Origin of the sequence: Actinokineospora guangxiensis (genome assembly GCF_042657845.1) — a bacterium.
Lineage (GTDB): Bacteria > Actinomycetota > Actinomycetes > Mycobacteriales > Pseudonocardiaceae > Actinokineospora > Actinokineospora guangxiensis.
Window position 1 is genome coordinate 642,983 of sequence record NZ_JBHSKF010000001.1, and the last position, 12,402, is coordinate 655,384.

The following is a 12,402-nucleotide window of genomic DNA, read 5'->3' on the forward strand; positions in this document are numbered from 1 at the left end:
ACTAGGCGGGAACTAGGCACAGCCGAATCCCGTTGGTAGAACCGGACTGGGAGGAGGCGGCGCATGCGGACGGTCTGGCTGCTCGGCGGGATCAGCGCGCTGATCCTCCTCGTCGGCGCCCTCTTCGGCGTCGTGCTGGTCGCGGCGGCCGTGGCGGCCCTGGTCGTGCTCTACGCCCTGTTCGCCGCGGACCGCATCGCCCTGCGGGCCATGCGCGCCCGGCCGGTCTCCCAGGCCGAGCGGCCCGAGCTGTACCGGATCGTGCGCGAGCTGGTGACGGCGTCCCGCAGGCCCGTCCCCGCGCTCTACCTCAGCGCCACGGCCGCGCCGAACGCCTTCGCCGTCGGCCGCGGCCCGCGCCGGGGCGCGGTGTGCGTCACCACCGGGCTGCTGGAGCTGCTCGACGAGCGCGAACTGCGCGCCGTCCTGGCCCACGAGCTGTCCCACATCCACCGCCGCGACACCCTCGCCGCCTGCGCGGCGGGGGCGCTGGCGGGCGCCATCGCCCTCGTGGCCGGGACGGCGGCGGTCGTCGGCGACGATGAGGAGAGCACCGCCCCGCTGCTGGTCGCCGTGTTCGGCCCGGTCGCCGCGCTCATCGTGCGCCTCGCGGTCAGCCGCGGCCGCGAGTACCGCGCCGACGCCGACGCCGTCGCCCTCACCGGAGACCCGGACGGCCTGGTCAGCGCGCTGCGCAAGCTGGAGGACGGCACCCGCGCCGCGCCGCTGGCCACCCGCCCCGCGCAGCTCACCCAGGCGCACCTGATGATCGCCAACCCGTTCCGGGCGGAGTGCGCGCTGGCCCGCAGGTTCGCCACGCACCCGCCGCTGGAGTCGCGGATCAGCCGGCTGCGCCCGCCGCTCGGGCCACGCTCATGACGTACTCGCCGTAGCCGGACTTCGCCAGCTCCCTGCCCAGCGCGTAGCACTCGTCGGCGGTGATGAACCCCTGGTCGAGGGCGATCTCCTCCAGGCAGGCCACGCGCACGCCGGTGCGGTGCTCCAGGGTCTGCACGAACTGCCCGGCCTCCAGCAGCGAGTCGTGCGTGCCGGTGTCCAGCCAGGCGAAGCCGCGGCCGAGGTCGACCAGCTTGGCCCGGCCCTGGCGCAGGTACTCCAGGTTCACGTCGGTGATCTCCAGCTCCCCGCGCGCCGAGGGCGTGAGGTTCTTGGCGATCTTGACGACCTGGTTGTCGTAGAAGTACAGGCCGGTGATGGCCCGGTTCGACCTCGGCTTGGCGGGCTTCTCCTCGATGGAGACCAGCCGCCCGTCGGCGTCGACCTCGCCGACGCCGTAGCGCTCGGGGTCCTTGACCCGGTAGCCGAAGAGCGTGGCCCCGTCGAGGGTCGCCAGGCTCTCCTGCAGCTGCTCGATGAAGCGGTGGCCGAAGAAGATGTTGTCGCCGAGCACCAGCGCGACGTCATCGTCGCCGATGAACTCCTCGCCGATGATGAACGCCTCGGCCAGCCCGTTGGGCTCGGCCTGCTCGGCGTAGGAGATGCGCATGCCCAGCCGGGAGCCGTCGCCGAGCAGCCTGCGGAAGTTCGGCAGGTCGACGGGCGTGGAGATGATCAGCACGTCCTGGATGCCCGCGAACATCAGCACCGAGAGGGGGTAGTAGACCATCGGCTTGTCGTAGACGGGGAGCAGCTGCTTGGACACCGCCTGGGTGATCGGGTGCAGTCGTGTCCCGCTGCCCCCGGCGAGCACTATCCCCTTCATCGACTTTCCCTCCGGTCGGTTACCAGATTGATTCTGACCCCCCGACGCCCTCGGCGCGCCCACGTTCGGCGCGAAGTGTGAGGAGATCGGCCCGGACGGCGCACGCCCGGTGGAAGCGGCCGCGGTCGCGCATGGCCAGCGCGAGGTCGATCGCCTGGTTGGCGCACGCCAGCCTGCGGTCGATCTCGGCCAGACCGAGGTGCCCGGTCAGTGTCACGGTGTCGCGCATGGCGTCCTCCTCGATCTGGTTGAGGCCACCATGCGCCCGCTCCGCCCTCCTTATCCGCTTTCAACGTGCGCTGTTACCCGTTCTGCCGCTCACAGCGCCCGATCGACCCCCGGCACAGCCCGCACCAGCGCCGCGATCACCCCGACCGCGAAGACCGACTGCCGACGGCCGACTGCCAGGTGCTCCCGCCGCCCGCCGCGTCCACCGACGTCATCAGCACCGGCCCGACCAGCACCGTCGACACCGCTGCGGCGCCCAGCCCGAGCCACCCCGCCCTGGCGGGCTTCCACGTCGTCGGCCGGACCGCCCGCCACCCCGCGTAGACGAGGCTGAAGACCAGCAGCACCCGACGAACCACCACCTCCCCGGCCCCGTCGACTTGCCACAGCCCGAGGCTCCCGCAGCCGAGCGCCGCGTGGTGCGCGACGACCAGCGCGGTGAGCACCACCCGCAGGTTGTCGCGCACGACCGGTCAGCCGCGCGCTCGTGGTTGTTGTGATCCGCTGGGCCGGTCCCTGACAGGTCCTGCCTAAGCGGGTTCCGTCCCCGCCGGGTCGTCCGCTCGCGTCGGGTCGTCCGCTCGCGTCGCGCGGTCGAACAGATCGGCCAGTTCCTCGGCGTGGGCCCGCAGGTCGTGCTCGGGGTGGGTGAACCAGTAGGCCGCCATCGCGTCGCGCCCTGCACGGCCACGGCCATCGCCCGCCCGTCGAACTCCCGGAAGTCCCCGCTGCCCCGCCCGAACCGGAACACCTCCTCCAGCCCCTGGAACACCGGCTCACTGGTCCGCGCCCCGGACCGCAACCGCCCGTCCGCGCCCCGCATGGTGCTCACCACCTCGCCGAACGCCCGCACGTACGCGGGCAGCTCCCGCATGAGCGCGGCCAGCCCGAGCACGTAGGCCCGCAACATCCCCCCGGCCGTCCCCTCGGCCCCCATCCGCGACGTGGTAGGAGATCACCCCCTTGCTCACCCCCCACCCGCTCGGCGACCCGGGCCAGCGACGCCTGCCCGTACCCCCGCTCGGCCACCACCTCGCAAGCCGACCGGCCAGTTCTTCGCTCCTACCGGTTCTGTCGCCGCGGCTAGACCCCCACCCCCGGTCCGCTTACACGCCGATGCGCCGCCGTTCACCTTCCGAACGACGGCGCACCAGAGGTCTCGTGATCAGCGATAGTTCGTGAACTGCAGCGCGATCCCGAAGTCCTCACCCTTCAACAGGGCGATCACGTCCTGCAGGTGGTCCTTCTTCTTCCCCGACACCCGCAGCTGGTCACCCTGGATCTGCGCCTGCACACCCTTGGGCCCACCGTCCCGGATCTTCTTGGCGATCTCCTTGGCCTTCTCCGACGAGATCCCCTGCACCAGCGACCCGGTGACCTTGTAGACCTTGCCCGACAACGCGGGCTCACCCACGTCGAACGCCTTCTGCGAGATCCCCCGCTTGATCAACTTCTCCTTGAACACCTCGATCGCGGCACTGCACCGCTCCTCGGTCTCGGCCTCGAAGGACACCGCCTCCTCCCCCGACCAGGCCACCTGCGCCCCGGTATTCCGGAAGTCGAACCGCGTGGCCAACTCCTTGGCCGCCTGGTTGAGCGCGTTGTCGACCTCCTGCCGGTCGACCTTGCTCACCACGTCGAACGACGGGTCCGCCACGTGCCTCGCACCTCCGCGCGCCGAGAATCTGAAGTGAGCGCCGATGCTACCGCCGCGTGCGGGGGGTACCGGGTGGAACCCGCCGGAGCGCATTGGGTAAGGTTCCCCCGTCCGGCCAGCCGGACCCCGGCGGGTTGCCCGAGCGGCCAATGGGAGCGGACTGTAAATCCGTCGCGAAAGCTTCAGAGGTTCGAATCCTCTACCCGCCACAAGCTGGTCTGACCAGCACACACAACAAAACCAAGATCAATGACGCACGACATCAGATGATCTTTGGGTGCGGCCCTCAGGTGTTCCTGAGGGCCGCTTTCGTTGTGGGGTGATCGAGCGCCGACGAGGTGGTGTCGCGTTGACCGGTGGGTGGTAGTGACTGGTGTCAGTCATCCCTGGAGACGGAGTCTGCCCAGGTCCGAGGCGGTCAAATCGCGCGATTTGACGGGTTACACTCGGGTCTATGACTACGCCGCCTGCGAGCAGGAGACGTCACGGGGCTTCTGGTGTCTATCGCCAGCTCAGGTCTCGGGGGCGTTCGGCGGTCGGGCATGTGTCGGTGCCGGAGGGGCTGATCAAGTCCGTCAGGGTCGCGGGGGCGGCACGCAGGGCCAGGGCTGTCGTGCCCCGTCCTGCCGACGCCGCACCTGTCACCTCGGATGGCATGGCGGGACAGGCGACTTCGCTCCAGTCGATGGTCATGGCCGGGGAGGCGATCGCTCCGTCTGTCCGTGGCCCCGTCCCCATGCCTCCGCCTCAAGGCGGGCGACGTGTGAACGCGTCAGACCAGTTGGCGGCCGATCGTGACGAGGAGCGTTGGTGATCTACCTCGACTCGTGCGCGGTCATCAAGCTCGTGCACAACGAGGACCACAGTTCCGATCTTGTCGCGTGGCTCAATGCGTCTGGTCGTACGGGCGAGCAGCTCGTGTCCTCGGTGTTGGTGGAGATCGAGACCGTGAGAGCGCTTCGTCGTAGTGCGCCTGCGGCGTTGCCGGGTATCCCGGCCGTGCTGGCTCGGTTGTATCGCGTGCAGATCACCGATGTCATTCGGGCTACGGCGGGCGCGTACCCGGAGGCGACTCTTCGCACGCTCGACGCGATCCACCTCGCGACAGCCCAAGTGATCGTTTCAGAGACGGCGACGCCGCTGTCGGCGTTCGTCACATATGACAAGCGGCTTCTCGACTCGGCTGTCGCGGCGGGGCTGCCCGTCGCCGCGCCGGGCATGGTGGCGTAGAGGTGTCTCCACAGAGGACCGCTTTGGGTGCGACTTTGGGTGCGAACTCCTGCCCGTAGGGCCTCTGGGACGGTCGCGGCTACCTCGTTCGGGTGATCTGTGCCCAGGTAGGCGGCTGCATCGTCGCTGGTCAGCCGCCTGTAAATCCGTCGCGAAAGCTTCAGAGGTTCGAATCCTCTACCCGCCACAACAGCAGTACACGGATAGACAGATGAGGCCTTGGGTGCGTGCGCACTCAGGGCCCTTCTTGTCTGTGCGCGGTCCTCGGCCGCGCACGGTGGCACCCCTCTGTTTCTGACGTCCTCGGCGACCCCTTCACCACGAAGTGGTGCGCGTTGACCTCGACGCTGCCGTTGGACAAGTTCGGGTCGGCAGGGGTGGGGCCGCAGTTTCGGTTCAGTGAGTGCGGGATGGGTGTTCTGCTGCCCGACGACGGGTACGTGCGGATGCAGGTCGGGTTGGCCGATGAGGCGGGCAAAGCCTTGGATACGCGCGAAGCCGGGCACGGGTTGAGCGTGCGGACGGTGCAGCGGGACAAGACCTTCTGTGCGCAGCAGATCGTCTTCGCCGACGGGGTTCGGGTGGAGGTGTCCGGGGACGTCTACTCCGGGGACTTCGCGATGGAGCAGTGCGGGCCGGTCAAGGGGATGGTTGAGCACATTCTGGAGTACCTGCTCGCCAACAAGCGGCCGGGCAACATCGAGCCCGCGCCGAACACCCTGCGGAGCCTCGACCCGTGTGCGGTGGCGGACAAGGCGGTCAAGTCGGTCGCGGCCTTCCGCGGGGCGCGGGCGAGTGAGTTGGACGAGCATCGCTGCGCCTGGACGGAGAAGGCGGTCGTGTTCTTCGGGTGGTCCGACGACTTCGGCAAGGACCCCGCGCCGTTCAGCCTCGCCGGTCGGGAGACGGTCGAGCGGGAGATCGGCGAGGGCACGTGCTCGGTCTCGGGCAAGCACGTCGCGAACGGGCCCAACGACATCGAGACCGCCACCATCCACGTGCGCAACCCCGACATCGCGGCGGCGCTGTGGCCGCTGTTGCCGAAGGCCTGACTGGGCGGGTCCGGCGCCGTGCTCCCTGCAAGCGCGGCGCCGGACCCTGGTGCCCCGCCCGCGTGAGGGCTGCGGCGGGGAATTCTGCTAAGTGACTAACAGTGAATAGAGCATCGCCTGATTAACCGAATGGGCACCCGGTTCACTACTCTTTCCGGCAGTCTTGATTGAGCCGTTTGGACGCGCTCCCAAGTGCGGTAAGCCCAGGTAGAGCTACTATCACCCGAAAGGGGGGCGTCCGAAAAGGGTGAGCCGGCTAGATTTCCCCCACGTCCGGGAATGATCTTGTGGGAGTCGAAGTCCATGAACGTCAAGCGGCGGTTGCTGCCTTTAGTGCTCGCGTTGATCGCCATCTGCTCAGCGGGCTCGCCCGCGGTGGCCGAGCGGCCCGACAAGGACGGGCCGGTGGCCGGGAGGGTGGCAGGCGGTCCAATCCCGGGAGCGCCCCGGCACGACCTCAGAGAGGGGGTCGCGGCCGGTCAGTGGAGCGTGCAAGGGGTGTACCTGCCCTTCAACTTCTCGTTCAGTTTCACCAGGAGCCTCAACTCGCGGGTGTTCTGGCCGTCCACGAGCGGACGGGCCTGCGTGAACCTGCGCGGCACCGGGAGCGCCGAGCCCACGTGGTGGGGCCGGGAGATCAAGGTGGAGATGTGGAACGCCTACGGCACCGACACGAAGGTCGGGGCGACGGTGCGCTACTCCGTCGACGGCTCCTACTACGGCTACTGCTGGACGGGCCTGTACCCGTACCACGAGCACTACTTCCGTGTGGTCAAGGACTGGTCGACCACCCGCGCCGTCTGGGGCGACGGATGGGTGTCCCCCTAGCCTCATCGCAGGCTCACCCGCATCGCCAGGTCCGGCAGCTTGCCGGGGTCGACGGCACGCTCCACGCGCCAGTCGCCCGCTGAGCCCGTCACCCGGCCGACGACGATCTCCACGTCGCCGCGGGCGAGCACCACGCGGTTGGTCGGGTTCACCGTTCCCCGCGCCGTCAGCGCGCCCTCGTCGGAGAGGACGCCGCTGACTCCGGAGCGGGGGATGGTGACCTCGCCCAGAGCGGACAGGCTGGTGTCGACCACCAGCGAGTCGGTCACCACGCCCAGGACTCCGTCGGGGGTGACGATCAGGTCGCCGGGAGCCGCGTCCTCAGCGATCAGCCCGTCGCGCACGCCGACCGTGGCGGCCACGCCGTCGACATGCCCGTCGACGACCTGGCGCAGCCGCACCGGCCCGGTCGGCGGGTCGAGCAGGCCCGCCGCCGGGGCGGCGACGCCGAAGCCGGGCACCTCCAGCACGCTGTTCCACGCGCCGACCCCCGGCGGGACCTGCTGCCACAGCGAGCCGTCGGAGAGCGGGTACGGGACGCCGAGCGGGGTGTCGACGGCCGAGGAGATCACCTCGGGGCTGGCCGAGCCCGGCGCCGCGAGGGCGAACGCCACGCCCGCGGCCGTGTCGCGCGGGTCCGCCCTGGAGGCGATGAAACCGATCGCGGGCTGCCCCGGCGTCACCCGGGCCACCGAGCGCAGCAGCAGCTCGCCGGTGTCGACCTTGCGCGCGACCGCGGTGGTGACGAAGGCGACCGACCCCTCGGCGGACACCAGCGCCACCACCGCGAAGTTCGCCGTCCCCGAGTAGGGCGGAGTTCCGGCGAACAGGGCCCGCACCGCCCCCGACGGCCGGTGCGGGCTGCCGCGCCAGGTCTGCTCGGCGCGCGCTATCAGCTCGGTGTCGCCCGCGAGCGAGCCGCGCACGGACCACTCGGCGACCGGCTTGGCCGCGGTGTCGACGTGCGGACCGCCGCTCCCGTCCCGGCCGACGAGCAGCGCGCCCGCCACCGCGACCACCACGACCCCGAGCGCGGCGATGGCCTGCATCCGGTGCTGGCGCTGCACGCGGCGGCGCTCGTGCACCCGGCGCAGCACGGACTCGGCAGCGGGCGCGGCCACGTGGACCATCGCGGACTCCCGGCGCAGCCGCGCCACGGCGGCGTCATCGTCGACGATCATGGCCTGCTCCTCCCCGACGGCACCCGACCGCCGCCTCGTCGGCGGACCACAGCTCCTTCATCCGGGCGACGCCGCGACTGGTCAGCGACTTCACCGTGCCCACGGCGCACCCCAGTTCCTCGGCGGTCTGCGCCTCGGACAGGTCGAGCACGAAGCGGGCGACCACGGCGGCGCGCTGGCGCGGCGGCAGTTCCTGCAGCACCAGCAGGATGTGGTCGCGGCTGGCCACCGACGCCGCGACGTCGGTCAGGTCCAGCTGGTCGAGCAGCTCCTCCGGCGCCACCGGCGCCGCCTTCTTCGCCGCGCGCAGGAACTCGTTGTAGATGGCCCGGCGGACGTAGGCGACGGCGTTGTCGGCGGGCACGCTGCGCCAGCGCTTGAGGCAGCGCAGCAGGGCTTCCTGCACGACCTCCTCGGCGTCCCAGCGCCTGCCGGTGAGCATGACGGCGTAGCGCAGCAGCTGGGGATAGCGCTCCCGGACGAAGGCGTCGAACTCCGGCTCCGCGCGCACCAGCCACCTCCCTCCGCCTCGGCTCCACCCCCTAGACCGGGCCCGCCGGGAAAAGGTTGCCCCGCTGGCGCGCCGTTGCCCAGCCGTTACTGTCGGATGCCATGAGGCCCGCATTCCACCTCGCCATCCCGGTCGACGACCTCGGCGCGGCGCGCGCCTTCTACGGCGGCGTGCTCGGCTGCCCGCAGGGCCGCGACAGCGACACCTGGGTCGACTGGGACCTGCGCGGACACCAGCTCGTCACCCATCTGGCCCCGCGCCCGGCCGAGGCGAACAACCCGGTCGACGGGCACGGCGTGCCGGTGCCGCACTTCGGCCTTGTGCTCGACGTCGCGTCGTTCCACGAGCTGGCCGGGCGGCTGCGCGCGGCGGGGACGGCCTTCGTCATCGAGCCCTACCTGCGCTTCGAGGGCCAGCCGGGGGAGCAGTGGACGATGTTCCTGCGGGACCCGGCGGGCAACGCGCTGGAGTTCAAGGCCTTCGCCGACGAGTCCCAGCTCTTCGCCCGCTGAGGGCCGGCGTTCAACCGGGTGAACCTGACGGAGATGGACGTGACGCCCGCGACAGCAGCTCGCTCTCGTGGCCCGTAGGAGTGAACTATCGGAAAAGATGGTGTCCGCGCGTAACTGACACCCGTGCTTGTATCGCCTGATCGGGGTACAGTTTCCCCGCCGCCGTCCGCCGCCGCCCTGAGGAGGTCGCATGCCGGACCGTCCTGGGCACCCGACGGATCTGCCGGTGGAACCGCAGGTCGAAGCTCCGCTCGACACCGTTGACACGGTCGACTCGCCTGCCGAGCCGCAGCCCGCGGCCGAGGAGTCGTCCAACCGCGGCTTCCTCGCCTTCTCCGTCCTGGTGCTCATCTCGGCCATCGGCACCGCGGCCGTGCTCGCCTTCACGCTCCCGCGGACGAACAACGGCGGGATCGTGGTCGGCCTGCTGCTCGCCCTCGGCTTCATCCTCGCCGAGCAGCTGGCCATCAACGTCGACGTCCGCGGCGGCGTCTCCTGGTCGATCACCTTCTGCGAGATCCCGCTCGTCATCGGGCTGTTCGTCGCGCCGTTCGAGGTGGTGCTGGCCGCGCACCTGATCGCGGGCGTGGGCACGCTGCTGATCAGGCGCGTGCAGGACCGCATCCTCTACAACGCGGGCGCGATGATCTTCGAGATCTGCGCCGCGTTCGCGGTCATGAACTGGATCAACTCCGCGCTCCCCGCGGGCGTGCCGATCTGGACGGGCGTGGTCGCGGGCGCGCTGGCGGCCCCGCTGTCCTCCACCGCGCTCGCGCTGGTCTGCGTGCGCATCCTCGGCCGCCGGATGCGCATCGGCGCCGCCGCCCGGCTGTTCCTGCGCACCACGGTCCTCGGCCTGGTCAACGCCTCCGTGGGCGTCGTCGGCTATCAGGTCGTCGACCACGCCGACTGGGGCTGGCCGCTGCTGGTCCTGGCCCTGGCGGGCCTGGGCGCGCTCTACATCGCCTACTCCGGACTGCTGCGCGAGCAGCGCGACCTGGAGGCGCTCTCCGAGGTCAGCCTCATGGTCGCCCGCTCGGGGCACCAGGCCGCCGCCCGGCCGTCGCTGGGGGTGGCCGACCCGACCGAGGGCGCCGACGTCACCGACGCCGACGACTGGCAGGTCATCGCCGACCGGGTCAAGGACCAGCTCGGCGCGGCCAGGGTCGTGCTGCGGCTGCGCTTTGACCCGCAGGCGCCCATGCACGTCATCGGCTCCGGCGACGACCTGCCCACCGACACCGTCGACCTCGACGCCACCGGCCCGCGCTCGGACGCGCTGCTGCGCCTGCCCGGCGCGCACGTGCGCCACTTCCGCCGGGTCGACTCGGTGCCCGAGATCCGCCAGGGCCTGCTCCGGCGCGGCGTCGACGAGGCGCTGGTGGCCCCGCTGCGCAGCGCCAGCCACCTGCTCGGCGTGGTCGAGGCGCACGACAAGCTCTCCCGCTGGCGCGGCTTCGGCCAGGCCGACATCCGCATGATCGGCACCATGGCCAGCCACCTGGCCACCGCGCTGGACAACCGCCGCCTCATGGCCACCCTGCGCCACGACGCCTACCACGACCCGCTGACCGGCCTGCTCAACCGGCCCGGCTTCCGCCGCGCCGCGGGCGACCTGCTGCGCCGCAAGGCCGACGCCATCGCCGAGTGCACCGTGCTGCGCATCGACCTCGACGTGCTGCCCGCCGTCAGCGACGCCCTCGGCTACGCCTGGAGCGACCGCATGATCGTCGCCGCGGGCCGCAGGCTGCGCGACGCGCTCGGCCCCGAGGTGCCGCTGGCGCGGCTGGAGGGCGGCGCGTTCGCCGTGCTGCTCGCCGACACCGCCGCCGACGCCGTGCGGGAGACCGCCGAGCGGCTGCGCCGCGACCTGACCGCGCCGTACCCGGTCGACCGGCTGACCGTCGAGGCCGGATCGGTCGTCGGCTACGCCAGCCCGCGCACCGCCAACGCCGAGAGCGGCGGCGAGCCCGACACCCCCGACATCGACGCCCTGCTCCAGCGCGCCGACGTCGCCCAGCGCGCCGCCCGCTCCTCCGGCGAGGCCGTGCGCGAGTACCTGCCCACCATGGGCCAGATCTTCCTGCGGCGCTTCCAGCTGGTCACCCAGTTCCGCCAGGCGCTGGAGACCGGCCAGGTCAAGGTGCACTACCAGCCGAAGGTCGCGCTGCCGAGCCGCCAGGTGCTCGGCGTCGAGGCGCTCGTGCGCTGGCGGCACCCGGAGTTCGGCAAGCTCGACCCCGACGAGTTCGTGCCCGCCGTCGAGGCCGCGGGCCTGGTCGACGCGCTCACCGGGTTCGTCATGGACCAGTCCCTGCAGCGGGTCCGCAAGTGGCTCGACCGCGGCCTGCGCATCTCCGCGGCGGTCAACCTGTCGGTGCGCAGCCTGGACGACGCGACCTTCCCCGACCGGGTCGCCGCGGCCCTGGAGCGCCACGGCGTGCCGCCGGAGCTGCTGACCCTGGAGCTGACCGAGTCCGGCGTCATGGCCGACCCGCAGCGCGCCCTGCCGGTGCTGCGCGCCCTGCACGCCCTGGGCGTCGTGCTGGCCGTGGACGACTTCGGCACCGGGTACTCCTCGCTGGCCTACCTGCGGCAGCTGCCGGTGGACGAGGTCAAGATCGACAAGAGCTTCGTGCTCGGCATGGGCACCGACCTCGGCGACCACGCCGTGGTGCGCTCCATCGTGGAGCTGGGGCACTCGCTCGGCCTGACCGTCGTCGCCGAGGGCGTCGAGGACGACCTCGCCCGCGACCAGCTGACCGCCATGGGCTGCGACGTCGCGCAGGGCTACCTGATCTCCCGCCCGCTCTCGGAGAGCAGGCTGGAGGCCTGGCTGCAGGCGCGGACGACCCAGGCCAGGGGCAAGCGCGACGAGATGGTGCTCACCCTCCTCACGTAAGGGGGACCCCCGTTTTGGAGCCCGGGACGGGGCTGTGTAAAGTACTGCTCGTCCCCAGGGCCCAAGCGGTTCCGCAAGGACACTGCCCCTTTAGCTCAGTCGGCAGAGCGTCTCCATGGTAAGGAGAAGGTCTACGGTTCGATTCCGTAAAGGGGCTCGTGGATCAGGCCGCGATACTGTGACACACACGCTGTGACACAAGTTCGTGGCCTTGTTCCGTGCCAGGCGGTGTAGCTCAGCTGGTAGAGCAAGCGGCTCATAATCGCTGTGTCGTCGGTTCAAGTCCGGCCACCGCTACGCGACGGGCGACTGGTGTCGACGACAAGCGCCGACCACAGTCGCTTCACCTGAAGTCTGGGGACACCCCAGGCCCCGGGGGCGACCCGATAGTCCGAGAGAAGGTTAGCTGTGGCTGCAACTGACGTGCGACCCAAGATCACGCTGGCGTGCGAGGTCTGCAAGCACCGCAACTACATCACCAAGAAGAACCGGCGCAACGACCCGGACCGCCTGGAGATGAAGAAGTTCTGCCCGAACTGCTCCAAGCACCAGGCGCACAAGGAAACCCGCTAGTTCCC

Annotated in this window: 14 protein-coding genes and 3 tRNA genes; 10 read left to right on the top strand and 7 right to left on the bottom strand. The window is 70.8% G+C overall.

Features of this window, described 5'->3' with window-relative positions; genetic code table 11:
• Positions 1 to 63 precede the first annotated feature (63 nt).
• A complete protein-coding gene (locus ACFPM7_RS03015; RefSeq protein WP_378243469.1) occupies positions 64 to 879 on the top strand; it encodes a M48 family metalloprotease in 816 nt (271 codons plus the stop codon).
• Here the strand turns inward: ACFPM7_RS03015 and rfbA are convergent.
• The 5 genes from rfbA to ACFPM7_RS03040 all read right to left on the bottom strand — a co-directional run bounded on the left by rfbA (position 842) and on the right by ACFPM7_RS03040 (position 3,608).
• Positions 842 to 1,723, bottom strand: coding sequence for a glucose-1-phosphate thymidylyltransferase RfbA (gene rfbA / locus ACFPM7_RS03020; RefSeq protein ID WP_378243471.1), 882 nt, complete (start codon positions 1,721 to 1,723; stop codon positions 842 to 844). The genes ACFPM7_RS03015 and rfbA overlap by 38 nt on opposite strands.
• 19 nt (positions 1,724 to 1,742) lie before the next feature.
• Complete coding sequence (locus ACFPM7_RS03025) at positions 1,743 to 1,952, bottom strand: hypothetical protein (protein WP_378243473.1); 210 nt, start codon at positions 1,950 to 1,952, stop codon at positions 1,743 to 1,745.
• Positions 1,953 to 2,088: 136 nt separating this feature from the next.
• Positions 2,089 to 2,418, bottom strand: coding sequence for a hypothetical protein (locus ACFPM7_RS03030; protein WP_378243475.1), 330 nt, complete (start codon positions 2,416 to 2,418; stop codon positions 2,089 to 2,091).
• A 63-nt stretch (positions 2,419 to 2,481) separates the two neighbouring features.
• Positions 2,482 to 2,619 (bottom strand): hypothetical protein, encoded by a 138-nt coding sequence (locus tag ACFPM7_RS03035; protein ID WP_378243477.1) that lies wholly within the window; start codon positions 2,617 to 2,619, stop codon positions 2,482 to 2,484.
• A 497-nt stretch (positions 2,620 to 3,116) separates the two neighbouring features.
• Positions 3,117 to 3,608 (bottom strand): YajQ family cyclic di-GMP-binding protein, encoded by a 492-nt coding sequence (locus ACFPM7_RS03040; protein ID WP_378243479.1) that lies wholly within the window; start codon positions 3,606 to 3,608, stop codon positions 3,117 to 3,119.
• A 128-nt stretch (positions 3,609 to 3,736) separates the two neighbouring features.
• Here ACFPM7_RS03040 and ACFPM7_RS03045 point away from each other — a divergent pair.
• The 4 genes from ACFPM7_RS03045 (at position 3,737) to ACFPM7_RS03060 (ending at position 6,718) form a co-directional block, all read left to right on the top strand.
• A tRNA-Tyr gene (locus ACFPM7_RS03045) sits at positions 3,737 to 3,817 on the top strand.
• A 601-nt stretch (positions 3,818 to 4,418) separates the two neighbouring features.
• Positions 4,419 to 4,838, top strand: coding sequence for a type II toxin-antitoxin system VapC family toxin (locus tag ACFPM7_RS03050; protein ID WP_378243481.1), 420 nt, complete (start codon positions 4,419 to 4,421; stop codon positions 4,836 to 4,838).
• Positions 4,839 to 5,248: 410 nt separating this feature from the next.
• Positions 5,249 to 5,890, top strand: a complete 642-nt coding sequence (locus tag ACFPM7_RS03055; RefSeq protein WP_378243483.1) for a hypothetical protein — start codon at positions 5,249 to 5,251, stop codon at positions 5,888 to 5,890.
• 303 nt (positions 5,891 to 6,193) lie between these two features.
• A complete protein-coding gene (locus ACFPM7_RS03060; protein WP_378243485.1) occupies positions 6,194 to 6,718 on the top strand; it encodes a hypothetical protein in 525 nt (174 codons plus the stop codon).
• Between the two features lie 2 nt (positions 6,719 to 6,720).
• On the opposite strand, the gene ACFPM7_RS03065 is transcribed toward ACFPM7_RS03060, so the two are convergent.
• Both ACFPM7_RS03065 and ACFPM7_RS03070 read right to left on the bottom strand, forming a co-directional pair.
• Positions 6,721 to 7,899, bottom strand: coding sequence for a hypothetical protein (locus ACFPM7_RS03065; protein ID WP_378243487.1), 1,179 nt, complete (start codon positions 7,897 to 7,899; stop codon positions 6,721 to 6,723).
• Entirely contained in the window at positions 7,883 to 8,410 is a 528-nt protein-coding gene (locus ACFPM7_RS03070) for a SigE family RNA polymerase sigma factor (RefSeq protein ID WP_378243489.1), read from the bottom strand. The genes ACFPM7_RS03065 and ACFPM7_RS03070 overlap by 17 nt, the downstream gene beginning before the upstream one ends.
• Before the next feature lie 101 nt (positions 8,411 to 8,511).
• Between ACFPM7_RS03070 and ACFPM7_RS03075 the strand changes: the two genes are divergently transcribed.
• The 5 genes from ACFPM7_RS03075 to rpmG all read left to right on the top strand — a co-directional run bounded on the left by ACFPM7_RS03075 (position 8,512) and on the right by rpmG (position 12,397).
• A complete protein-coding gene (locus tag ACFPM7_RS03075; RefSeq protein ID WP_378243491.1) occupies positions 8,512 to 8,922 on the top strand; it encodes a VOC family protein in 411 nt (136 codons plus the stop codon).
• Between the two features lie 190 nt (positions 8,923 to 9,112).
• A complete protein-coding gene (locus tag ACFPM7_RS03080; protein WP_378243493.1) occupies positions 9,113 to 11,824 on the top strand; it encodes a putative bifunctional diguanylate cyclase/phosphodiesterase in 2,712 nt (903 codons plus the stop codon).
• 84 nt (positions 11,825 to 11,908) lie between these two features.
• Positions 11,909 to 11,981: transfer RNA gene (locus ACFPM7_RS03085), tRNA-Thr, on the top strand.
• A 67-nt stretch (positions 11,982 to 12,048) separates the two neighbouring features.
• Positions 12,049 to 12,121 (top strand) — tRNA-Met (locus tag ACFPM7_RS03090).
• Between the two features lie 111 nt (positions 12,122 to 12,232).
• On the top strand, positions 12,233 to 12,397 hold the full coding sequence (gene rpmG, locus ACFPM7_RS03095) for a 50S ribosomal protein L33 (protein ID WP_378243495.1): 165 nt from the start codon (positions 12,233 to 12,235) through the stop codon (positions 12,395 to 12,397).
• Positions 12,398 to 12,402 lie beyond the last annotated feature (5 nt).